The following is a 23159-nucleotide window of genomic DNA, read 5'->3' on the forward strand; positions in this document are numbered from 1 at the left end:
CACCCCGCGCCCGCCAACGGCGGCGGGCCCTCGCCGATCGGAGTCCCCGATGGTCCCGACTCCCACACTCGCCGCGCTGGCCAGCCTCTGCCTCGCCCTGCCCGCCGCCGTCCCGGTGGGCGCCGCCGCCGCGCCCCCGCAGATTCTTCGCGCCGGCCATGTGAGCGCTCACACCACGACCGCGCTGGCCGGGCCACCCGGGGCGCCGCCCGGTGTCTGCCCGGCCGACGCCAGCTACGGCCCGCCGCTGCCGGCGACCTCGGTCACGGCGGCGAAGATCCGGGGCGGCTTCTCGTTCCTCGAAGGGCCGGTCTGGCTCGCCGACCGGGGCTACCTGCTGGTGTCCGACATGGGCGCGGCCACCGGGCCGGAACGGGTCCAGCCGTCGACCATCCGCCGGTTCACCCCGCCGGCGACCTTCGACACGTTCCTGGCCAACTCCGGCAGCAACGGGCTCGCGCTCAGCCCCGACGGGCGGCAGCTCGTCGCCGCGACGCACGACCAGCGCAGCGTCTCGTCGTACCGGATCGACGACCTGACCCGCGGCGTGGTCGCCGCCAACTACCAGGGCCGGGCGTTCAACTCCCCGAACGACGTGGCGGTCCGCTCCGACGGCGTCGTCTACTTCACCGACCCCAACTTCCAGCGCGGGGCCCGCGCCGACCAGATGGGCGGACGCACCAGCGTCTTCCGCGTCTCGGGCGGCCAGGTGTCGCTGGTCGACGACGCGCTGCGCCAGCCCAACGGCATCGCGCTCTCCCCGGACGGCGCGACGCTCTACGTGGGCGCCTACGGCGAGAACAAGATCTACAAGTACGCCGTCGCGGCCGACGGCAGCACCGGCCCCCGCAGCGTCTTCGTCAACTACGTCGGCGGCCCGGACGGCGCGACCGTCGACTGCGCCGGCAACGTGTACTGGGCGTCGGGCTTCGACGGCCTGGTCCACGTCTACTCGCCCACGGGCGTCCAGCTCGGCACCGTCCGCTCCGGCGCCTCGGGCACCACCAACGTGGCGTTCGGCGGCTCCGACCGGCGGACCCTCTACGTCACCTCGGGCCCGACCAACGACTCCGGGCTCTACAGCGTGCGGCTCAACGTGCCCGGCTACCCGTACTGACCGCCAGGCTCCACCCCCCCCGGAAGGGACGAACAACGTGCCAACCCGCTCCCGCGCCACCCTCGCCCTGCTGGCCGGCGCCTGCGCCGTCCTGGCCGCCGCGCCCGCCGCCGCCGCGCCACCGCCGGCCGGCGGGTCGACGGCCGCAGCCGTCCGGCCCGCCGCCGACACCAGGCCGCCCACCCCGCCGACCAACCTGCGCAGCAGCAGGCTGACCTGCCAGTCCGTCACGCTCACCTGGTCCGCGTCCCGTGACGACGTCGGCGTCACGAACTACGACGTCTACCACGACGGTCAGCTCGTCACCTCCGTCGGCGGCAGCACGCTGACCGCCACGCTCACCGTCGCGCAGGGCGTCACCTGGGGCTGGTACGTCAACGCCCGGGACGCCGCCGGCAACGTGTCGCAGGCCAGCGCCACCCTCACCGTCACGCCGCCGTTCTGCCAGGTCGACACCCAGCGGCCCAGCACGCCGACCAACCTCGCCGCCACCGTCAACGGCACCGACGTGCGCCTGACCTGGTCGGCCGCCACCGACAACGTCGCCGTCACCCGGTACGACGTCCTGCGCGGCGGCACGACGGTCGGCTCCGTCACCGGCACGGCCGCCAACCCGCCCGCCACCACGTTCACCGACACCGGGTTGGCCGCGAACACCCAGTTCAGCTACACGGTCGTCGCCCGCGACGCGCAGGGCAACGCCTCGGCGGCCAGCGCCGCGGTGAGCGTACGCACCGGCTCGGCCTGCACGAGCGCGGTCTGCGGCACGACGGTGGTCACCACCGAGCGGGACCTGCCGTGGGGGCTGGTGCAGCTCTCCGACGGCACCGTCCTGTACGGGCGACGCGACCTGTTCGACGTCGTCGCCATGAACCCCGACGGCACCAACAAGCGCAGCATCGGCACGGTGCCGAACGCCGCCGGCACCAACGGCGAGGGCGGCGTCCTCGGGCTGGCCGTGGCGTCGACCTTCGCCACCGACCGGTGGCTGTACATCTACCACACCACGGCGACCGACAACCGGATCGTCCGGATGCGCTACGACGGCACGCTCCAGACGAGCAGCCTCCAGGTGCTGGTGACCGGCATCCCGCGCAACAAGTACCACAACGGCGGCCGGCTGCGCTTCGGCCCCGACGGGATGCTCTACGCCGCCACCGGCGACGGGCAGACCCCGGACCGCGCCCAGGACGTCAACGACCTGGCCGGCAAGGTGCTGCGGATCCGCCCCGACGGCACCGTGCCGACGGACAACCCGTTCGGCAACCAGGTGTGGAGCTACGGCCACCGCAACCCGCAGGGGCTGGCCTTCGACTCCCGGGGCCGGCTCTTCGAGCAGGAGTTCGGCAACAACGTCATGGACGAGACCAACATCATCGTCCGGGGCGGCAACTACGGGTGGCCGGCCTGCGAGGGCACGGTCGGCGACTGCGCCAACCCCAACTACCTCGCGCCGGTACGGACGTACCCGGTCGCCGACGCCTCGTGCAGCGGCCTCGCCATCGTCCGCGACGTGGTGTACCTCGCCTGCCTGCGCGGCAACCGGATGTACCGGGAGGTGATCAGCGGCGACACCCTCACCGACGTGCAGCAGTACTTCGTCGGCACCTACAGCCGCCTGCGCACCGTCGAGCCGACCATCGACGGGAACCTGTGGCTGACCACGAGCACCGGCGGCGACAAGGACAGCGTCCCGAACAACAGCAACGAGCGGATCCTCAAGGTGACCCTCGGCAGCTAGCCCCACCCACCACCATCCCCGTCCCACCAGATCGGAGCCCATGTCCGTGAAACGTCTTCTCAGGGCGGTGGCGGCCCTCGCGGCCGTGCCGCTGCTCGCCATGACGGTGCTGATGGCGGCGCAGCCGGCCTCGGCGGCGGCCCTGACCCAGGTCACCAACTTCGGCAACAACCCCAGCGGCCTCAACATGTACCTCTACGTGCCCGACAACGTCGCGCCCAGGCCGGCGCTGCTGGTGCTGATCCACTACTGCGGCGGCTCCGGGCCGGCGATCTTCAACGGCAACGGCCGCGACTACGTCACCGCCGCCGACCGGTACGGCTACATCATCGTGCTGCCCGAGGTCACGCGCAGCAGCAAGTGCTTCGACGTCTACTCCCCGCAGGGGCTGCGGCGCGGGGGCGGGAGCGACTCCGACGGCATCATCTCCATGGTCAACTACGCCAAGCAGCGGCACAACGTCGACCCCGCCCGGGTTGTCGTCAGCGGCTTCTCCTCCGGCGCGATGATGACCAACGTGATGGCCGCCGAGTATCCGGACGTGTTCGCCGCCGGGTCGGCGTTCAGCGGCGTGCCCGCCACCTGCTTCGCGACCGGCAGCAGCACCAACACCTGGAACAGCCAGTGCGCCGGTGGGCAGATCACCAAGACCGCCCAGCAGTGGGGCGACGCCGCCCGCGCCATGTACCCCGGCTACACCGGCCGGTACCCCCGGATGCAGTTCCTGCACGGGACCACCGACACCACCCTGTCGTACGTCAACTTCGGTGAAGAGATCAAGCAGTGGACCAACCTGCACGGGTTGAGCCAGACGCCGGCGTTCACCGACCGCCCGCAGTCGAACTGGACCCGCACCCGGTACGGCGAGACCGGCACCCGGGCGACGGTCGAGGGCATCAGCATCAGCGGCGTCGGGCACGAGCTGCCGCAGGCCGGTCAGATCGCGTACTCGATCGCCTTCCTCGGCCTCGACGGCACCACCACCACGCCGACCCCGACCCCGACGACCCCGCCGCCCACGACCCCGCCGCCGGCGGCCGGGGTGATGGTCGTCGGCACCCAGTCGGGCCGCTGCCTGGACGTGCCGACCAACGGCGGCAACGGCGTCCAGATCCAGCTGTGGGACTGCCACGGCGCCGCCCAGCAGCGCTGGACCCACACGGCGGGCCGGCAGCTCCAGGTGAACGGCACCAAGTGCCTCGACGCCAGCGGCGGCGGCACCAGCAACGGCACCCCGGTGATCATCTGGGACTGCCACGGCGGCGCCAACCAGCAGTGGAACGTCAACGCCGACGGCACCATCACCAACGCCCAGTCCGGGCTCTGCCTGGACGCCAGCGGGTTGGGCACCGCCAACGGCACGAAGATCATTCTCTGGTCCTGCAGCGGCCAGGCCAACCAGCGCTGGACGCTGCGGGCCTGATCCACGCGCCTCGGGGAGTCGGCCGGACGGCCGGACGACTCCCCCGGCGCGGCCCGGGCGGGGCGGGGTCGCGTCGACTCCGCCCCGCTAGCCCGGCCGCAGGCACGGATCGGTGACCCGGTAGGACGGGCTCTGCGCGGTGCGGCCGTCGGCGGCGGTCGCCCGCACCGTCCAGGTCAGGGCCGACGCGCGGAGCTGGCCCACGCTCGCCCGCGCCGCCGTCCCGTCCACGGTCATGGCCCGGCTCGACGCGGTCCCGCCGGACGCGGTCCAACGCACCTGGGCCGCCTCGATCGCGGCGCTGCCGGTGGCCTGCACGACCAGCGTGTAGGTGTCCGCCCCGCAGCGCACGTGCGCGCTCGCCCGCAGCGTGAACGCCGTGGCCAGCTTCGGCGTGCCCGTCGGCCGGGGCGCGACCGGCGACCCGGTCGACGAAGCCGTCGGTCCGGGCCCGGAGCCCGGACCGGAGACCGGGCCGGTCGCGCCGGGCGGCGGCGCACCGGGCGGGACCGCACCGGTGGGCGTACCGCCGGTGCCGTCCGGCTCGGGTCCCGGCCCCGCCGGGGCCCCGGAACCGCCGGGCGCGGCGGCGTCGGTCGGGCCCGCCGAGCCCACCGGCCCCGACCGGGGCGTCGCCGGTCCGTCGGCCGCCGCGCCGGAGGTCGCCGCCACCCGGTCGGCGGCCGGGCGACCGGGCCCGAGCGCCCAGGTGCCGGCCGCGGCGAGCAGCACCAGCAGCCCGGCGCTCGCCGCCAGCCGACGCCGCCGCCGGGACCGCGATGCCGTACGCGGAGACTCCGACCCGGCCCGCGGAGCCGCCGCGCCGCCCCCGGCCAGCGCGGTGGCGGGCCCGGCGGGAGGCCGCTCCGCCGACCTCGCGGTGTGCCCGCCCTCCGCCGACGCCGCGCCCTCCGCCGGCCCGGCCGGCTGCGGCCCACCGTCCGGCCCGGTTGGCTGCGACGGGCCGGCGGGCTCGCCCGGTGCCGGCGGCGACGCGGTCGCCGCGTCGGCGGACGCCCCGGACCCGCCGTCGGCCGCGCCGGTCACCCCGCCGTCGGCCGCCTCCGCCGGCCCGCCGTCGACCGACCCCGGCCGCGCCGAGTCGGCCAGCCTCGGCCACACCGTGTCGGCGACGACCAGGAACCCCGGAGCCGTGTACGCGGAGAGCAGCGCCGCCGGGTTGAGCTGCTCGCGCCGGAGCAGCCCGCAGGCGGCGCAGCCGTCGATGTGCCGGGCGACCCGCTTGCGCAGGGTCGGGGTGAGCCGCCCCTGCCAGCCGTCGAGCAACCCGGCGAGCGCCGCGCAGTCCCGGGAGCCGCTGCGCGCGACGAGCAGCGCGCCGAGCGCCCGTTCGAGCTGCGACCGGGCCCGGGACAGCCGGGCGTGGGCGTGGTTGGCGGGCACCCCGAGCGCCGCGCCGATGTCGACGGAGGACAGGTCGTGCCGGATCGCCAGGTGCACCACCTCGCGGTCGCCCGGGTTGAGCGCCGCCGTCGCGCTGTGCACGAGCTCCCGCACCTGGTCGGCGTTGACCCCGGCGCCCGGGTCGACGGTGTCGGCCACCGGGTCGCCCGCCTCCTCCAGCGCCGAGGAGCGGGACCGCTCCCGCAGCTGCCGCAGGCATTCGTTGCGCACGATCGCGTACAGCCAGGGGCGCAGCCGGTCGGGGTCACGGAGCTGGTCGATGCGCCGGCTGGCGGCGAGGAACGCGTCGTGGACGACGTCCGCGGCGGCCTCCGGCTCGCGCACCAGCACCCGCGCGTACGTGTAGAGCCGGTCGGCGTACCGCCGGTACATGCCCTCCAGGCCGGCCCGGTCGCCCCGGCGCACCGCCTCGACGAGCGCCCTGTCGTCCTGTGCCGCCGTGTCCATCCGCCCCCACCGTTCTCCGACCGGTCCAGTAGAACGGAAAAGATAAATCCCGGTGCGTTTCTGTTGGCATGCCGACCCGCCCGTGCTCCCACCGGTGTCAGCGCACCGCAGACACCGAGGAGACGCTCATGACACCGACGCCACCCGTCCGCCGCCCCGCCGCCGGCCCGCGCCGGACCCTGGCCGCCCTCGTGGCGGCGGCGCTCGCCGCCGGCATCGTCACGACCACCGGGCCGGCCGCCGTCGCCGCCCCGGGGTCAGCCGGCCCCACCGCCTCGGGGTCAGCCGGCCCGACCGCGTCGACGCCCGGCGGCAACCGTGGCGAGCCGCTGGCCGTCCGGATCGACCCGGGGCTGTCCGCGCCCCGGCTGCCGGTCGACCCCGTGGGCCGGCTCGGCACCGACCGGGAGCTCGGGGTGGTGGCCGGACCCGACGGTTCGCCCGCCGGCCTGGTGCTCGACGAGGTGATGGTGCGGGTCGCCGACCAGGCCGAGTTGGACGCCTTCCTGACCCGCTGGGGCGGTCAGGTGCTCGACTCGTTCGCACCCGACGAGCAGGGGCAGGACCACCTGGTCCGGGTGGACGCCGACCGCGCCGACCCGGCCGGGCTGGTCGACGACCTGCGGGCCGCCGAGCCGGGCCAGTCCGGCACCTACCGCGTCGGCGACGAGCGGGCGCTGCGGCTGCTCGCGCTCGCCGCCGCCGAGTGGCGGGCGGGGACCGAACTGGTCCTCGACTGGGTGGTGGAGCCGACCGGCATCGTCGACGGCGAGGTCTACGAGGCCCCCGACATCACCAACAACGTCTTCGACTGGATGTTCATGGAGTACGGCGGCACGATGGACACCGGGGTCGCACCGGCCTGGCAGCTGCTGGAGGCCAAGGGCAAGCTGACCAAGCAGGTGAAGTACCTGGTGCAGGACGGCGGGTTCCAGTCCAACCCCGACTTTCCGACCAAGGTGTCCCTGCACTCGGTGAAGTGGGGCGAGACCAACACCAACGACTGCACGGGCGGCAATCCCTGCCCGTGGCACGCCACGGACGTGGTGCTCGCCGCGATGGGCCGGGTCGACAACGGCTACGGCACCGCCGGGCCCGCCGGGCCGGTGGTCGACGAGCTGGTCGCCGTGCGCAACGGCATCGACTACTGGACGGTGCTGCGCCGGCTGGAGAAGGCCGCCGAGGCGAGCCACCCGGACGTGGTCAACCTGAGCTTCACCCGCGACGTGAACCTCGGCAAGTCCCACGCCAGCACGTGGACCGACCGGCGGATGAAGCACGTCCGCGACACCGGAGCGCTGATCGTCTCGTCCGCCGGCAACGACGCCGCGAACATCGACGGCGACACCCTCTACGTGCCGTGCGAGAGCACCCACGTGATGTGCGTGGGCGGCATGAGGACGGACGCGACGCTGGCGAACAAGTCGAACTTCGGCACCAGCGACCTGACCACCTCGGTGGAGATCTACGGCCCCTACTGCGTCATGGGGCTCAAGGACCCCGGCAAGCCGGCCGTCAACGAGACCCGGTCCGACGCCTGCGGCACGAGCGTCGCCGCGCCGTTCGTGGGCGGCGTCGCCGCGCTGGTGATGGCCGCCGACCCGAGCCTGACCGCCGCGCAGGTCCGGGACATCCTCAACGACACCGCGCACGTCGGCGGGCTCGGCGCCAAGGTGACGGGCAGCCAGCGCCGGGTCGACGCCCTGGCCGCCGTCGCCAAGGCGCTGGGGGTCAAGGTCGACAAACCCGCGGTGAGCATCAGCGCGCCGACGACCGGACAGCACGTCGGGGTGGGCCAGTCGGTCGACCTGTGGGGCAAGGCGACCGACTTCCTCGGCAAGCAGCTCCCGATCACCTGGATCAGCAGCCTCGACGGCGTGCTGGGCCACGAGTCGCAGACGTTCGTGTCGTCGCTGTCGCCCGGCACCCACGTCATCACCGCCAAGGCCACCGACGGCCTCGGGCGCACCGGCTCGGCGACCGTCTCCGTCACGGTGGTGGACAGCCCGACGACCGCGGCCATCGTCTCGCCTCCGGTCGGGCTGACGCTCGCCCCGGGGCAGTCGGTCAGCCTGGTGGGCACCTCCAACGACCCGGACGCCTTCGGGCCGGTGCCCGACGCCGAGGCGTCCTGGACGGTCCGGCGGGGCGGGACGGTGGTCCACCAGCAGACCGGGCACCTGGCGCTCCTGCCGGCCGGCAAGGTCACGGCGGGGTCGTACACGGCGACGTTCACGGCCGGCGGCGCGAGCGCGCAGCGCAGCTTCACGGTCACCGCGCTGCTGGCCGGGCAGCACCGGCCGACCGCCACGATCAGCAAGCCGGCGGCGGCGCAGGACCTGACGGCGATCGACGGCAAGCCGAAGCTCGTCGCGTTCGCCGGCACGGCCACCGACGTGGAGGACGGGACGGTCGCGGGGACCCGCTACCGGTGGACCGCGTACGGCGACGGCGGCGTCAAGAAGGTGCTCTGCCAGGGCAGCGCGGTGCCCACCGGCGGCCCGGTCGACGACATCGTCCTGCCGAAGAGCTGCGCCAGCTTCAGCGCGGAGCTGGGCCTGGGCACGGGCAATGTCACCACCTGGTCGGTGTGGCTGGAGGTCTTCGACTCGGCCGGGCTGGTCGGCGTGGACTCCGTGCCAGTGCGGATCCAGGTGGCCACGCCCTGACCCGGGTGTCCGTCGGTCACCGGGGCCCGGCCGAACGGCCGGGCCCTCCCGGCTGGGCGGCCCCGGTGGGCCGCGGAACCCGGCAGACCTCGGGCACTCCCCGTGATGATCGCGGAGCCGCACCCTGCGGCCGTCGACCTGACTCTTCGTGATTCTCCTCCGGCCCCCACCGATGCCCTCGACTACTTTGCTCTGCACCCATCGGCGCAGCACCTCGCCTGACCAGCGCTCACACCAGAGCACGGACGATCAAGGCCGCGACGGTCGATGACGCTAGGTGGCTGTTGCGCAGGTGGGTGCAGAGCAAAGGGAGCCCGGTGGGGTGGGCCGTCCAGCGAGAAAGCCACTCTACGTCACCGATCGACGCTGGGGAGGCAGCGACCGCAGGAGATGACGGTGCCCACGCCAGGGTCTTTCGTCGCGGTGCGGGCGGGGTGGCATGATCCCGGGGGTGACCAGCGGTGCCGCCGAAGCCCAGCGCCTGCGCGACCTCGCGCGGCTGCGGCGGGTCCGCGACCGGATCGACCGGGACTACGCCCAGCCGCTGGACGTGGAGGCGCTCGCCCGGGGGGCGAACATGTCGGCCGGGCACCTCAGCCGCCAGTTCCGCCTCGCCTACGGCGAGGCGCCGTACTCCTACCTGATGACGCGGCGCATCGAGCGCGCGATGGCCCTGCTGCGCCGCGGCGATCTCAGCGTCACCGAGGTCTGTTTCGCGGTCGGCTGCGCGTCGCTGGGCACCTTCAGCACCCGCTTCACGGAGCTGGTGGGGATGCCGCCCAGCAGCTACCGGCAGCGCGCGGCACTCAGCACGGTGGGCCTGCCGGCCTGCGTGTCGAAGCAGGTGACCAGGCCCGTCCGGGATGCTCCCCGGCCACCCCGCAACCAGGCGACCTGACCGCGGAACCCTGGCCGCCTGCCGCACACGACACGCCGACGCGATTCCACCGCAACCGGCCACCGACCGCGCGGTCGGTCCCGCGGGTGCCGGTCCTGCCCGGCGGCGCGCTGCGCCGCCGGGCAGGGCCCGAGTGACCGGGCGGTTCAGCGCCGGGTTTCGGCGAGCAGGCCGTCGATCTGGCCCAGGGCCTCGCGGAGCCCCTCCTCCATGCCCATGCTCACCATCCGCTCAAGCTGGTCGGCGTCGGCGAACCGGGTGACCAGCGTCAGCCGGGTGCGCGCGCCGTCGGCCGTCAGCGTGGCGACGGCGTGGGTCGGCCGGTCGGTGTCGGTCGGGTTGCCGTGCTCGTCCGAGAAGCCGTCGTCGAACTCCAGCAGGTGCGGCGCGTCGAGCGCGGTGATCCGCCACCAGCCGCGCGCCTTCTCCCCCTCCGGGCCGGTCATGTAGTAATGGGACCAGCCGCCCACCACGAAGTCGTGCTGCTCGAACGTGGCCGGCCAGGTCGGCGGCCCCCACCACCGCTCCAGCTGGCGGGCGTCCGCCCACACCTGCCACACGCGCTCGACCCCGGCGTCGAACTCGGCGACGAAGGTCAGGGTCAACGCCTCGACGTCCTTCTGGATGCTCGTCACGGGCATGGTTCGGTTCCCTCTCTCAGTCTTCGGCGATCAGCTGGTCGATGCGGGCCACACGTTCCCGCCAGATCTCCTCGTACGCGTCGAGGAGCCGGGCGGCCCGGCGGAGCACGGTCATGTCCGCGTGCACGATCTGCTCCCTCCCCCGCCTCTCCTTCGTCACGAGCGAGGCCCGTTCGAGCACCGCGACGTGCTTCTGCACGGCCGCGAAGCTCATCGGGTAGTGCCGGGCGAGCGCCGAGACGGACTCCGCGTGGCGGATGACCCGGGCGACGATGTCGCGCCGGGTGGAGTCCGCGAGGGCGTGGAAGATGCGGTCGGCATGCTCCCCGGTCACCACTTCTACAACCATATGGTTGTACGTTAGTAGCGGTGGACGCCCGACGCAAGCGACTCGGCGGCACCGGCGTGACCGGCGGCGGACCCGCGCCGGTCCATCACGAACGGGGGCCGATCACGGCTCTGTTAGGGTCGATTTCGTGGTAAGCCCCGACGTCATCACCGACCGGTCGGATCCGGCCGTGCAGCGGATCGCCGACGTCACCAAGCACTCGCGATCCGTCGTCCGCACCGTGCTCATCGAGGACGCCGAGCCGCTCGTGGAGTGCATCCGCGCCGGGCTGGAGTTCATCGAGGTCTACGGGGTGGAGACCGCCCCCGTCCCGGGCGAGGTGCTCGCGGCCTGCCGGCAGCGGGACATCCCGGTCCGCCTGGTCGGGGCCCCGATCATGAACGACCTGTTCAAGACGGACAAGAAGCCCAAGGCGTTCGGGATCGCCCGGGTGCCGAGGCCGTGGAGCTTCGACGAGCTGGCCCGCACGACGGGCGACATCGTCGTCCTCGACGGCGTGAAGATCGTCGGCAACATCGGCGCCATCGTGCGCACGTCCTTCGCGCTCGGCGCCGGCGGCATCGTGCTCGTGGACAGCGACCTCACCACCATCGCGGACCGACGCCTGGTCCGGGCCAGCCGGGGCTACGTCTTCTCGCTCCCGATCGTGCTCGCGTCGCGCGCCGACGCGATCGACCACTTCCGACGCACCGGTGTGCCGCTGATCGCCTTCGACACCGAGGGCGACCTCGCGGTCGGCGACCTGCGCGACGCCGACGAGCAGCTCGGCCTCCTGCTCGGCAGCGAGAAGACCGGCACGTCGAGCTCCTTCGAGAGCATCGCCAGCCACACGGTGTCGATCCCCATCAACCCGGCCGCGGAGTCGCTGAACGTCTCCGTCTGCGCCGGGATCGCGCTCTACGAGCGTTCCCGCTGGAACCTCGTCGACCGACGGCGCGCCCCGCAGCCGCCCCGGGCTCCGCAGCCGCCCCAGGCCCCGCGGCCGCCGGCCGCGGGGCGCGGCGCCGGACGACCCAGCCGACCGGCCTTCCCGGGCCGCCGGAGCCGCTGACCGCGCCCCGTCCGCGCTACCTCCCGGCGGGCACCTGGCCCTTGACCTCGTCGTAGCCGACCTTCCCGGGCGTCGTGGTCGGGGCGTAGATCACCCGGAGCACGCCGGTCGGATACGCCTCCGTCGCCGTCACCCTCAGGTGGTACGGCGCGTCGCCCTCGTCGAACAGCCTGCGTCCCTTGCGCGCCGCCACCGGATGCACCAACAGCCGCAGCTCGTCGACCAGCCCTGCGGCGAGGAGCTGCTGCACCACGGAGATCGACCCGGGGATGAGGATGCCCCGGACGCCGGCGTCGGCCCTGAGGGCGGCGACGGCATCGAGGAGATCGCCGTCGACCAGCTCCGAGTTGCGCCAGGAGAACTCCAGCGGCTGACGGGAGACGACCACCTTGCGCATGTCCCCGAGCTGCTTGGCGAACGGCGCGTCGTCGCCGCCCGCGGCCTCGCGGTCGGGCCAGGCCCCGGCGAAGCTGTCGTAGGTCTCGCGGCCGATGAGCAGCACGTCGGCGGCGTCGTAGTCCTCGCCGACGGCGCGGCCCATGTTCTCGTCGAAGTACGGCATGTGCCAGTCGGGATCGATCTCGGCCACCCCGTCGGCGGAGATGAAGAGCGTGGAGATGACCTTTGCCATCGGATGCCCCCTTCAGATCAGGTGATTCGGCAGGCAGACCGGCGCATCATCCCAAACTCATCGGCCGGCCACCGGCAATCTCGTGCAGGTGGGACCGGGCGACGCCGGCCGGGCCGGACACCTCGGCGTCGTCCAGCGCCCCGCAGTCGAGCCCGCGCAGCAGGAATCCGGCGAGCGCCCGGGCGGTGGCCGGCTCGTCGAGGATGCCGCCGTCGACCCGGTCGAGGTACGCCCGCAGCCGGGCGGCGGCCGCCGGCAGCCCGTCCCGGTAGAAGGCGAAGGTCGCCGCGAACCGGGTGGGCAGTTGCCCGGGGTGCAGGTCCCAGCCCTGGTAGAGGCCGCGTTCCAGGGACCGGCGGACCAGCCGCAGGTGCAGCGCCCAGCCGGCGTGCACCGCCGCGCGGTCGCCGGTCGGCAGCACGTTGGTCGACCCGTCGCTGACCGCGACCCCGGTGCCGGCCGCCGCCACCTGGAGCACCGCCTTGGCGTGGTCGGCCACCGGATGCTCCAGGCTCTGCTGGCCGGCGGCGACACCCAGCGCGGCCGAGTAGTCGTAGGTGCCGTAGTGCAGCCCCACGCAGCGGCCGGCGGCGGCGTGCACCATCCGGGCGACGGTCGCGGTGCCGTCGGCGCCGAGCACGGCCTGCGGGGTCTCCACCTGGATCTCGAAGCGCAGGGGCGACAGCCCGTGGGCGGCCTCCAGCTCGGCGCAGAGCTGCACCATCGCCTCGACCTGGGGCAGCGACGTCACCTTCGGCAGGGTCACCCGGAACCCGTCGGGCAGGGGCCGGTGGCGCAGCAGCGCGTCGAGGAAGAGGTCGAGGGTGCGTACCGCCCGGCGGCGCGTCGCCGGCTCCAGCGACTTGATCCGCAGCCCGACGTGGCGGGTGACCGGCCCCCGGGCCAGCGCGGCGGCGGCGGCCCGGACGGCGGCGTCCTCCTCGGCGTCGCCCCGGACGCCGTACCCGTCCTCGAAGTCGATCCGCAGGTCCTCGACCGGCTCGGCGGCGAGCTTGGCGCGGACCCGGGCGGCCAGCGCGTCGGCCACGCCGGGCAGCGGGCCGTGCCGGTCGAGCGCCGCGAGCGCGGCGGCCCGCCACTCGTCGACGGTGTGCGGACCGTGCCGGTCGGCCGGCACGTAGACGGTGTGCACGGGCTGGCCAGCCGGAGGGAGACCCGGATAGCGCGCGGCCCGCTGTTGGTCGTCGGCGGCGAGGAGGGCGTCGAGCCGGTGCAGGACTGCGGGGTCCAACATCCATCGATCATCCCGCATGCGGGCAGGGCGAGGAAGCCCGGCGACGCGGTCGCCGTGGACCACCACGACGATGCGGCGGGCCCGGCCTGCGCCGGACCCGCCGCTCGATCGAACTCACGCCGGCCGCTGACTCACGCCGTCGGCGTCGGTTCACGCGGTCAGCGTTGCAGGGTCAGCAGACCCGGCCGGTACGGCAGGAGGCCGTAGTCGCCGCCCGAGTTGGTGGCGCGGCCTTGGTAGAGCAGCTGCAGGTTGCACGGGTCGATCGTGTTCGTCTGGTCCGCGCTGGTGCGCAGCAGCTCGCCGTGGCTGATGTCGTTGGTCCAGGTGGCGCCGCTGTTGGCCTTGCCCGCGAACGGGTTGTTGTAGGTCGTCGCGTTCGGCGTCCAGGTGCCGCTCAGGCTGGTCGCCGTGAACGAGCGGAAGTAGCGCTCCCAGGAACTGGTCCTGGCCTCGATGATCATCAGGTACTGGTTACGGCCCTGCACCTTGTAGACCTGCGGCGCCTCGAAGATGTTCTCCGAGGTGTCGCTCATGATGGTCGTGTAGCTGGAGCCGAAGCTGCCCGGGAAGTTCCCGATCGGCATGATCTGGCGGTAGATCTTGCCGTTGTCGCCGGCGAAGAACAGGTACATGTTCTGGTCGTCGCCGATGATCGTCTGGTCGATCGGCCCGGTGCCGGAGCCGGTGATCGTCGCGGTCGACAGCGTCTGCGGGGCCGACCAGCCGTTGGCGTTGGCCGGGTTGGTCGACGTGCGGTACGAGAACGCCGTCCCGCCCCACTGGTAGGCCAGCACCCAGATGTTCTTCGGCGCGAAGTAGAACAGCGACGGCGCCACGGTGCTCTGGCTCATGGTGTTCTGGGGGGCCGAGCCGAGCTGGTTGAGGTTGTCGACCAGGCCGAAGTTCATCGAACCCCAGCCGCCGGTGGCGCTGCTGCTGTGGGTGGTGGCGTACACCAACTGCTTGCCCTGGTAGGGAGCGATGGTGAAGTCCTTCAGCGACGCCCAGCCGGCCTTCGGCTGCGCCAGCGGGCCCGTCGACGACCACCGGTAGGACGTCGGCAGCGCGCAGGAGGCCGGCGGGGTGGTCGGCGGGGGCGTCGTCGGCGGGGGCGTCGTGGGGGGCGGGGTCGTCGGCGGGTTGGTCGGGGGCGTCGTCGGCGGGGTCGTGGGGGGCGTGCCGCCGTTGCACGCCACGCCGTTCAGGGCGAAGCTCGTCGGCGCCGGGTTGCTGCCCGACCAGGACCCGTTGAAGCCGAACGACACCGAGGCGTTGGTCGCGATCGACCCGTTGTAGCTCACGTTCTTCGCGGTGACCGCGGCGCCGCTCTGGGTGACCGTCGCGTTCCACGCCTGCGTGACCGTCTGGCCCGCGCCGTAGGACCACGTCAGCGTCCAACTGCTCACCGGGTCGCCCAGGTTCGTGATCGACACGTTGGCGCCGAAGCCCTCCCCCCACTGGGACGACACGGCATAGGTCACCGAACAGCCGGCGGCTGCGGCGTTGGCCGGCAAGGCCACGGCGACCGTCGCCGAAGCCAGCAACGCGACGCCGGCGGACAACACGCCGACATTGGTCGCTTTGGATCTTGCCATAAGGCATCCTCCTGATGGGACGGCGGCTCGAAATTGGTGGTGGTCCGACAATGTGACCGTTAACAGCCGCGTCAGGTATGTTACGGGAGCGCTCCCATCGCCTCAAGACATTGATGCGTCTGCCATCCGCGCAGACGCGCCACCCTGATCCTCGACTCAGCCCAGGGCGGCCGCGCGCCCGGGTCCGGCCACGCGGCCGCACCGGCACCACTGCGGCCCGAGGCGTTCGGGTCGGAGCGGTACCGGTGCGGCCGGTCGCGCCGATCAGACGAAGTTCACGTCACTGCACCACATGTAGGCCTGGTCGAGGTGCGACGCCTGCCAGATGACGAAGACGATGTGGCGGCCGGTGTAACCGGACGTCGAGACGTTGAACGTGATGTTCTGCGCCGGCGCGTAGCGCCCGGTCTGCGTGATGAAGTCGAGGTTCCCCCAGCCGAGGCTCTGGGTGGTGGGGTTGAACCCCTGCTTGCTGACGTAGACCCGGAAGTAGTCGGCGCCGTGGCTGGCCTGGTCGTAGAGCTGGACCGAGAAGTTGCGACTGATGTTGGTCGCCTTCCACGCACCGGGCCGGTTCAGGCTGTCGTTCCGGCTGAGGGCGTTGCTGCACAGCTGCCCGTCGGGAGTCTTGGCCTGGAACTGGCCACCGAGGCCGTCCCGGAGCGCGCTCATCCAGTTCCACATGGTGTCCGGGTTGGCCTGGAAAGCCTGGTAGCACATCGGGTCCTGCTGCTGCATGGCCGGGTCGGTGTGATGACTTCCCCAGGCCTGCCAACACTGGTAGGCGCGGGTCGCCGGGCTGACGATGGTGCCGTGCGCCTGGGCCGCGCCGGCCCAGGTCAGCGTGCCGGCCAGCATGGCGAACACCATGACGAGCGCCTGTACGGACCGACGGACCGCCGACCGGGAGGGGCGACCGGATCGATCGGACTGGTGTGGAAACACTGCACATCCTCCTTCTCCGGCGCTCAATATCGGGTTAAGAGCGCTTTACACCAGCATCGCACCGATAGGTCACTATATCAATGATCATCTATTGATATCTCACGATGAATTATTCCGCTGAGTTTGCTGAGAAATTTCGATCACGCCACAGGGAGATCGAAAGGGAGACCGGCCTCCGGCGCGATTCCCATCCTCGGCACGACCTCGGCGCGGGTATCCCGGCAGGAACCCGGTCCGTCCGCCGCGACCGCCGTGGCGCGTCGCGGCGGACGGGTCACCGCTCCTGGAGCAGTCCGCGTGCGGCCATGAAGGCGCGCAGCGTCTCAGCGTCCTCGGCGGACATCAGGCCCCGGGGGATCACGGTCGCCGGCATCCGGCCGACGTACACGATCCAGAACTCCGGGGTGACCCGCACCTGGTCGACCCCGTCCCACGCGATGCCGCCGGACTCCGAGCCGCTCCGCATCATGATGTTGTCGTCGGTGATGTCGTAGCCGCCCTCGACGGCGTAGCGGCCGGACCGCCGCCGGGCCCGCCACCGCACCCACGGCGCGTACAGCATCGACAGCAGGCCGCCCACGACCAACGCCAGCCACAGCGACGAGAACTGCTCGCCCCGCGCGGACCCGCGCGAAACGGCGAACCCGACCGCGCCGACCACCAGCAGCACCGCGCCGACCTGCCCGTACCTCCGCAGCCGGACGCTGCTGAGCGCGGCGGCCACGCGGCCCGGGTAGCCAGGATCGGCAGGTACGTCAAAGCGGATGTGCACGCCAGAACGATAGTGCCCCCACCCGCCTCAGCAGCCGAGCCGGTTGGTGGAGAGGGCGATGTCGTCGATCCAGAGGTCGAACTCGCCCGGCGTGGTGCCGCCCTGGTAGAGCTGCCAGCCGATCTTCACCGTGTCGACCGCCGGCAGGACGAAGGGCACGTCGTTGCCGCCGTGGTCGTTCGTGGAGGCGGTCAGCTCCGGGTTCGCCACGCCGTCGATCCACACCGCGACGCGGTTGTCGGCCGGGTCGAGCTCCCACTCGAAGCACTGCCAGGTGTCCTCGGTGACCGGGGCGGACTCCCGCCAGTTGGTCCAGTCGCCGGTCGGGCCGCCGTCGGCACCCACCCCCCAGAAGGTGCCGGGCACCGTGGGCGCGTACTGGCCGCCGACCGGGCGCACGACCTCCGAGCTGCCCGCGCCGGTCGCCTCCACCAGCGTGAAGTGCGCCCAGTCGGGGGCGGTGGGGAAGGCGTCGACGCGCAGGCGCATCCGGCCGAAGAAGCGGTTGCCCGGTGCGGCGAAGTCGTCGACGCGCAGGAAGGCGCGCCCGTTGTCGACGGTGCGGACGTGCAGCACCTGGTTGCCGTGGCGGGCCCGCTCGACGGTGAGCGTGCCGTTGCGGGTGTCGACGCCCCACTTCAGGGTGCTGGGACCGCCGGGGGGCAGCCGCTCGAAGTCTTCGCAGAAGAGCAGGCCGCGGTCGCACGCCCGCGGAGAGGCGGTCGACGCGCCGGCCGGGACGCTGCCGGCCGCGCTGCCGAGGATCAGGGCGGCGGTGAGCACCGCGAGGTAACTGCGCATGGTCATCCTCCATGACGTCCGCGCCCCGGCCGCCCGTGGCGGGTCGGAGGCCGGACGTCTCGGTCGTGGCGGGAAAGGGTGCCGACGACGGGGCTCCTGCCCGTCGTCACGGAATCGGCCCGGCGAGGCGGCGCGCGCCCGCCGAAGCGGCGCGTTCCCGGCGCTGCGATGCTCCCGTGCTCACCGTTTCCCAGCGCGGTTGCCCCCGTGCTGCGGCGATGTGATCCATTCCAGCACGCCGCACGCGTTCCGGCAACATCGACGATGGTCGACGCCCTCCCGGCCCGGCGGCGCGACCGGCAGGGCCACGGCACGCCCGCAGGCGGTGGGGCCGGCGCGGCCGTCGGCCGGCCCCACCGGGCTCACCCGGCGGTCACCCGCACGTCGGCCGGGCGGAAGCCGCCCGCGCCGGCCCGGACCGGCAGCACGTCGCCCGACCGGGCCGACACGTCGAACGACACGGTGCCGTCGGCGGCCGTCGTCGCGGTGACCCCGGCGACCTCGACGGCGGCGCCGGCGACCGGGCGGTACGCCGCGTCGGCCAGCACGCGGCTGTCGACCGTCGCCCGGATCCGCGCGGTGCCGGCCGTGACCACGGTGGCGGTGGCGGTGAGGCGCAGATCGGGCTGGTGTACGCCGGGGCACGTCTCCTGCGTGGGCACGCCGCTGAGCCGCCTGCCGTCGACCTCGCTGACGATGCTGCCCCGGTAGCGGTCCTGCCCCAACACGGTGAGGTCGGCCCGGAGGTAACCGTGCCGGCTGCCGGTGAGGCTCAGGTCGGCCCGGTAGACGCCGAGGACGACCGGACTGGGGGTGGCCATGCTCTCCGAGCCGTCGAGGAAGGTGACGCCGTCCTCGGAGTAGTGGTCGTAGTCGACGGTCCACGACCCGGCGGCGAACGTGCCGAGATACCGGACGCGGGCGGTGCCGGCCGCGCTGCCCGCGATCGTCCGGTCGGTCACCGCGTGGGCCCCCATCCCGACGTAGCGGTCGTACGGGATCGCCCAGCCGGCCATGTCGACAGTGTCGAGGTCGACGACCGGCTCCGGGGCCGTCGGCTTCCGGTTCGGGAAGGACAGGATCTGGAGCCGGACCCGCTCGGCGGGGTCGACCGGGGTGGCCTCGGCCGGATCCCTGAACTCGGTGACCAGCGCCTTCGCGCCGTCGGCGAACCAGCTCCAGCCACGGATGTGCCAGTTGTCCTCGGGGACGACGGGCTGCCCGCCGTAGGTGCCCGACTGGGTCCCCCGGGGCATGAGCCACATCTCGTTCATGCACAGCCGGTTGTTCCACAGCGCGATCCGTCCGAGCTGGGAGAAGCTCATCAGGTCGATCAGCGGCGGCCGGGTCACCTGGGAGAAGACGGTCATCCGGTCGAGGCCGCGACCGGAGCTGTAGGCGAGGCTGGCGCCGTCGGGCGAGGCGGCGTACAGCTCGTTGTAGTCGAGGTCCGTCGTGACGCGGGTGCGCCGCCCGGTCGCCAGGTCCAGCTCGTAGATGTCGTAGTTGAGCGCCGTGCCCTCCGTGCCGTACTTGAGGGTCCGGCCGCCGTCGGCGAAGGCGCCGGTCTCGTAGTAGCGGCTGCCGTCGGACCACGCGGCCACGTCCGAGTCGAGGCGGTACGGCGGGTTCAGCACGAGCGGATCCCGCACGGTGTACTTCGCGCCGTCGGAGTGGAGCCGGCCGATGACCATCACCGACCCCTGGAGCGTCCGGATCTCCGCCCACTTGACGTACCTGCCGTCCGGCGAGACGGACACCGTCCGGTTCTGCGCCCCCTCAAGGAGGGAGTTGCGGGGGAACTCCAGCGGTTGCCTGCGCAGGGTGCGGCAGTCGTAGACGCTCGGCAGGCACTCGACGATCGCGTAGCTCTGGTCGCCGGTGCCGGCGGAGAGCGGGTTGAGCCCGTCCGGCAGGGCTTCCGTCAACCTGTCGACGGGGCTGGGGACCTGCACCAGCATCCGTTGTTGGTCGGGGAAGACGTCGGGGCCCCAGGCCGACTTCATCCTGCCGCAGGTGATGCAGTGGAAGTCGGTCCCGTCGAGATCCATCACCCCGACCTGCTTCTCCCCTTCGGTGGGCGCGAAGGTGGTGACGATGTGCCGGCCGTCGGGGGCGAGGTCCGCGCTGAAGTTGGTGCCGCCGGTCTTGGGGTCCTGGGGGACCACCCCGCCGGGGAAGGGGATCGTCGCGACGACCTCGATCGGTTCGTGGCTCGGGCCGTGGGCGGTCGACGGTCGCGGCTGTGCGCTCGCCGGCGGTACGACCGCGGCCACGGCCACAACGACGAACGCCGTCAGGAGGCGACTGCGCATGCTGCTCCTCGGAGTGTGCTGGGCGGCGGGCCGGGTGGCCCGGGTGCTCGCCGCCACGGTCGCAGCGGCACCTCGGAGCCGGGCCGGACGACGATGAGAGCCCGGCATGAGTCCGGCCCGGCAGCGGGAGTCACGTCACGCGGGCAGGCGCACCGCGCCCGACGGGTCGACGCCGTTCGGCACCGGCGCGGAGCACGGCCGGCCGGTGGTCACCCGGCGGTCGGCCGGGCCGCGCTCCGGGCCCGGGTGTCGGCCCGCCGGTACAGGTGCATCTGGAGCAGCACCCAGCCCAGCGAGACGAGGCCGACGAGCACGTACGCGAGCTGGCTGGCGAAGGTGTCCCAGCAGGCGTGCAACGCCACCGCGGCGACGAACGTCGCCCCGAACACGAGCACCCGGCGCGCGCCGGGCGCGGCGGCGAGGGCGAACAGCGCGCCTGCGGTCAGGCCGGTCCAGGACAGGTGGGCGGCGGGGGCGGTCAGCCCGCGCACGAGCAGCGTCTGCTCGACGTCGCCGAGGTTGCCCTGGGACTGGACGAGGGCGGTGAAGGCGTACCCCATGGTTTCCAGGGCGGCGAAGCCGGCTCCGCTGGCCACGCCGATGACCAGGCCGTTGCCGGCCGAGCGGTGCGGCCACCAGAGCAGCAGGATCAGCACGGGGACGACCAGCTTGGCGGTCTCCTCGATCAGCCCCACGAACAGCATCGGCAGGACGCCGAGGCCGCGCAGGGTGTCGTACTCCAGCCACCCGGCGGCGACCACCCCGATGATGCCGCCGAAGAACGCCGCCGCCGCGATCACCGACCCGGGCACCTGCCACTGGCCCGTGCGCCCCTGCGCGAACGTCAGGAACGTCGCGGGGGCGATGGAGGCGCCGAGCATGATGAGCGCCGGGATGAAGTTGATGTTCCGGGTGTCGACGAGCGTCGCCAGCACCAGCAGGTAGAGGGCTACGCCGAGCACGAGGACCGCTACCCACGCCCACCGGCGTCCGAACTTGGCCATGTCCGGAGTATTCCAAGGTCAGGGGCGGGGCGGGAAGGCGCGCCGGCGTTCCGGTGCGGTCACTCCCGCCCCGGCGACGGCGCGCCCGGCCCGGCCGGTCGTCAGACTGCCGCGCGCGACCACTGCTGGTTGGCGCCGGTGTTGCACGGATACTGCTTGAGGACCACACCGTCCGCCGTCGACGCGGCCGGCACGTCCACGCACTTGCCGCTGTGCCGCGCCCGGAGCTGGAAGTAGCTGCCGTTCGTGACCAGCTGGAACTGCTGGTTGGTGCCGCTGCCGCAGGTGTACTGGATGAGTTCGGCGCCGTCGGCGCTGGAGGCGCCCACCACGTCGAGGCACCTGCCGCTGTGCCGGCTGACGATGCGCCAGTAGCCGCTGCCGGCGTCCTGGAACTGCCACTGCTGCCACGCGTTGCCGCCGTACGTGTACTGGCCGACGCGCGCGCCGTTGTCGGTGTTCGGTTGCTGGACGTCCATCGCCTTGCCGCTGTGCCGCACGGTGACCCGGTAGAACGTCCCCGTCGTCGGCGGCGGCGTCGTGGGGTCGCTGCCGATGGCGTCGCCCCAGCCGTACCGGATCCGGTCGGCCCCGGAGGGGTTGCGGACGGTCAGGTTGAGGTCGGTGCCGCTCCCGCTGAGCGAGTACATCGAGTACCAGTCGTAGCCGATGCTGCCGGGCTTGCCGCCGAGGGCGGGCCAGTAGGTGCCGCCCATCTGGTTGTCGCGCATGACCTGGGCCATGGCGCGGATGTAGCGCACGAAATTGTCGGTGCTGTTGGCGTCGGCGTAGTTGCGGCCGTCGTTCATGGGCGCGCCGAACTCGGTGGCGACCGCGCGGGAGGCGCAGTTGCCGAGGCGGGCCTGGATGTGGCTCCGGAAGGCGTCGTAGGTCATCTCGCCGTAGAAGAAGGCGTAGTAGTGAAAGGACAGCAGCGTCGCGTTGAAGCGGCTGTCGGTGCAGATGTCGCGCAGGTCCTGGCTGAAGCCGGTGCCGCCGATGAGCACCCGGCCGGGCACCGCCGAGTAGTGGTAGCTGAGCCAGTTGGCCGCGACGTTGCGCCACTCCGCCGAGCTGTAGCCGTGCGGCTCGTTCATCGGCTCGAAGTAGACGTTGGGGTTCGTGCCGTAGGTGTTGGTCACCGTGGACCACATCGCGTTCCAGGCGGTGAGGTTGGTGATCCTGCCGCCGGAGGCGGCGCCGTCCTCCCAGTAGGCCAGGATGACCTTGAACCCGCGGGCGGTGGCAGCGTCGATGGCCCCCCGGTAAGCCTCCCACCAGGCCGTCCCGACGGTGTGGGTGTTGATCGGCAGCCGGACGGTGTTGACCCCCAAGGTGGCGGCCATGTCGTCGTAGAGGGCGTTCGCCTTGGCCCGTACCGTCGCGTTGCTGTCGGACGCGCTCAGGCCCTGCACCACGAGGGGGCCGGTGCTGAAGTTGTCGCCCAGGACGGCCCAGTTCATGCCCCGGAACTGGTTGGTGGCGGCAACGGCCGGGCCCGACGTGACGACGACGCCGACCATCGCCGCCACGGCGGTCGTCAGCGTGGTCAAGGCGGCCAGCAACCGACGTGTCGGCCGGCGACGCCGTGACGGGGCCGGCTCGTGACCGTCGGGCGGCGTGAGCCCGGTCGGGAATTGGCCGGTCGTCCGCGCCGCGCGCCGTGGAACCAGGGTCACGACGTCCTCCCGGGACGCTGGGGGCAGCATGTTATCTGCCTGTTAAGTCCGCGTTGCAGCTCAGTGTTAGCGATCTCATCCGGGGTGTCAAGGCATCGAGGATGCTCGCTCGATGCGTCGCCAGCTCCCTCGACCGACGGGCGCGGGGACCCGACACCCCGACATCGACAGAATGAACAGCCTCGATGGACTCGACCCGCCAACGGGCGGCGATCCCGGTCGAGAACATTGATCTTCGATGATGACATTCCTGTTTCCAGAAATCGTTTCAGCTCTAGGCGCGACTTTCCGAAATGGGTAAAGTGAGCGCACCGCCGGGCAGCCGACGTATCGGGCCAGCGGCGCATGTCCCGGGACTGGTCGGGGGAGGGCCGCCGCACACCGGGGCGATTTTCCGA

At 72.7% G+C, this 23159-nt stretch carries 18 protein-coding genes; 6 read left to right on the forward strand and 12 right to left on the reverse strand.

The window, feature by feature from the left end; translation table 11 throughout:
* Nucleotides 1-49 precede the first annotated feature (49 nt).
* Genes O7628_RS10880 through O7628_RS10890 form a run of 3 tightly spaced genes read left to right on the forward strand, consistent with a single transcriptional unit; the run spans nucleotide 50 to nucleotide 4281 of the window.
* Nucleotides 50-1117 carry an SMP-30/gluconolactonase/LRE family protein gene (locus tag O7628_RS10880; RefSeq protein ID WP_278130056.1) on the forward strand — a complete coding sequence of 356 codons (1068 nt, stop codon included), beginning with the start codon at nucleotides 50-52 and terminating at the stop codon, nucleotides 1115-1117.
* A gap of 37 nt (nucleotides 1118-1154) precedes the next feature.
* Nucleotides 1155-2858, forward strand: coding sequence for a PQQ-dependent sugar dehydrogenase (locus O7628_RS10885; RefSeq protein ID WP_278130058.1), 1704 nt, complete (start codon nucleotides 1155-1157; stop codon nucleotides 2856-2858).
* Between the two features lie 40 nt (nucleotides 2859-2898).
* Nucleotides 2899-4281: a PHB depolymerase family esterase gene (locus tag O7628_RS10890; RefSeq protein WP_278130060.1), complete on the forward strand. Its 1383-nt coding sequence runs from the start codon at nucleotides 2899-2901 to the stop codon at nucleotides 4279-4281.
* An 87-nt stretch (nucleotides 4282-4368) separates the two neighbouring features.
* Here the strand turns inward: O7628_RS10890 and O7628_RS10895 are convergent, their stop codons facing one another.
* Nucleotides 4369-6153 carry a sigma-70 family RNA polymerase sigma factor gene (locus O7628_RS10895; protein ID WP_278130062.1) on the reverse strand — a complete coding sequence of 595 codons (1785 nt, stop codon included), beginning with the start codon at nucleotides 6151-6153 and terminating at the stop codon, nucleotides 4369-4371.
* Between the two features lie 128 nt (nucleotides 6154-6281).
* Here O7628_RS10895 and O7628_RS10900 point away from each other — a divergent pair, with 128 nt between their 5' ends.
* Both O7628_RS10900 and O7628_RS10905 read left to right on the forward strand, forming a co-directional pair.
* Nucleotides 6282-8822: a S8 family serine peptidase gene (locus O7628_RS10900; protein WP_278130064.1), complete on the forward strand. Its 2541-nt coding sequence runs from the start codon at nucleotides 6282-6284 to the stop codon at nucleotides 8820-8822.
* 439 nt (nucleotides 8823-9261) lie between these two features.
* Nucleotides 9262-9720, forward strand: a complete 459-nt coding sequence (locus tag O7628_RS10905; protein WP_278130066.1) for a helix-turn-helix transcriptional regulator — start codon at nucleotides 9262-9264, stop codon at nucleotides 9718-9720.
* Between the two features lie 146 nt (nucleotides 9721-9866).
* Here the strand turns inward: O7628_RS10905 and O7628_RS10910 are convergent, their stop codons facing one another.
* Together O7628_RS10910 and O7628_RS10915 are read right to left on the reverse strand one after the other, a co-directional pair.
* Nucleotides 9867-10361: an SRPBCC domain-containing protein gene (locus O7628_RS10910; protein ID WP_278130068.1), complete on the reverse strand. Its 495-nt coding sequence runs from the start codon at nucleotides 10359-10361 to the stop codon at nucleotides 9867-9869.
* A gap of 16 nt (nucleotides 10362-10377) precedes the next feature.
* The gene (locus O7628_RS10915; RefSeq protein ID WP_278130069.1) at nucleotides 10378-10695 is read right to left on the reverse strand and encodes a helix-turn-helix domain-containing protein; all 318 of its coding nucleotides are present in this window, start codon (nucleotides 10693-10695) and stop codon (nucleotides 10378-10380) included.
* Between the two features lie 142 nt (nucleotides 10696-10837).
* Here O7628_RS10915 and nshR point away from each other — a divergent pair, with 142 nt between their 5' ends.
* Nucleotides 10838-11761, forward strand: coding sequence for an NshR/TsnR family 23S rRNA methyltransferase (gene nshR, locus O7628_RS10920; RefSeq protein ID WP_278130070.1), 924 nt, complete (start codon nucleotides 10838-10840; stop codon nucleotides 11759-11761).
* A 16-nt stretch (nucleotides 11762-11777) separates the two neighbouring features.
* On the opposite strand, the gene O7628_RS10925 is transcribed toward nshR, so the two are convergent.
* The 9 genes from O7628_RS10925 to O7628_RS10965 form a co-directional block, all read right to left on the reverse strand.
* Entirely contained in the window at nucleotides 11778-12392 is a 615-nt protein-coding gene (locus tag O7628_RS10925) for a dihydrofolate reductase family protein (RefSeq protein WP_278130072.1), read from the reverse strand.
* A 46-nt stretch (nucleotides 12393-12438) separates the two neighbouring features.
* Nucleotides 12439-13647 carry an aldolase/citrate lyase family protein gene (locus O7628_RS10930; RefSeq protein ID WP_278130074.1) on the reverse strand — a complete coding sequence of 403 codons (1209 nt, stop codon included), beginning with the start codon at nucleotides 13645-13647 and terminating at the stop codon, nucleotides 12439-12441.
* A 158-nt stretch (nucleotides 13648-13805) separates the two neighbouring features.
* Nucleotides 13806-15245 carry a non-reducing end alpha-L-arabinofuranosidase family hydrolase gene (locus tag O7628_RS10935; RefSeq protein WP_278130076.1) on the reverse strand — a complete coding sequence of 480 codons (1440 nt, stop codon included), beginning with the start codon at nucleotides 15243-15245 and terminating at the stop codon, nucleotides 13806-13808.
* Between the two features lie 264 nt (nucleotides 15246-15509).
* Nucleotides 15510-16115: a lytic polysaccharide monooxygenase gene (locus O7628_RS10940; protein ID WP_278130078.1), complete on the reverse strand. Its 606-nt coding sequence runs from the start codon at nucleotides 16113-16115 to the stop codon at nucleotides 15510-15512.
* A 349-nt stretch (nucleotides 16116-16464) separates the two neighbouring features.
* A complete protein-coding gene (locus O7628_RS10945; protein WP_278130080.1) occupies nucleotides 16465-16962 on the reverse strand; it encodes a YcxB family protein in 498 nt (165 codons plus the stop codon).
* A gap of 27 nt (nucleotides 16963-16989) precedes the next feature.
* Nucleotides 16990-17763 (reverse strand): hypothetical protein, encoded by a 774-nt coding sequence (locus O7628_RS10950; RefSeq protein WP_278130081.1) that lies wholly within the window; start codon nucleotides 17761-17763, stop codon nucleotides 16990-16992.
* A gap of 362 nt (nucleotides 17764-18125) precedes the next feature.
* The gene (locus tag O7628_RS10955) at nucleotides 18126-20078 is read right to left on the reverse strand and encodes a hypothetical protein (protein WP_278130083.1); all 1953 of its coding nucleotides are present in this window, start codon (nucleotides 20076-20078) and stop codon (nucleotides 18126-18128) included.
* Between the two features lie 209 nt (nucleotides 20079-20287).
* Entirely contained in the window at nucleotides 20288-21082 is a 795-nt protein-coding gene (locus tag O7628_RS10960) for a PrsW family glutamic-type intramembrane protease (protein ID WP_278130084.1), read from the reverse strand.
* Nucleotides 21083-21183: 101 nt separating this feature from the next.
* Nucleotides 21184-22635 (reverse strand): RICIN domain-containing protein, encoded by a 1452-nt coding sequence (locus O7628_RS10965; protein ID WP_278130085.1) that lies wholly within the window; start codon nucleotides 22633-22635, stop codon nucleotides 21184-21186.
* Nucleotides 22636-23159 lie beyond the last annotated feature (524 nt).

Source organism: Micromonospora sp. WMMD956, assembly GCF_029626125.1.
In the GTDB taxonomy this organism is placed as follows: Bacteria; Actinomycetota; Actinomycetes; order Mycobacteriales; family Micromonosporaceae; genus Micromonospora; species Micromonospora carbonacea.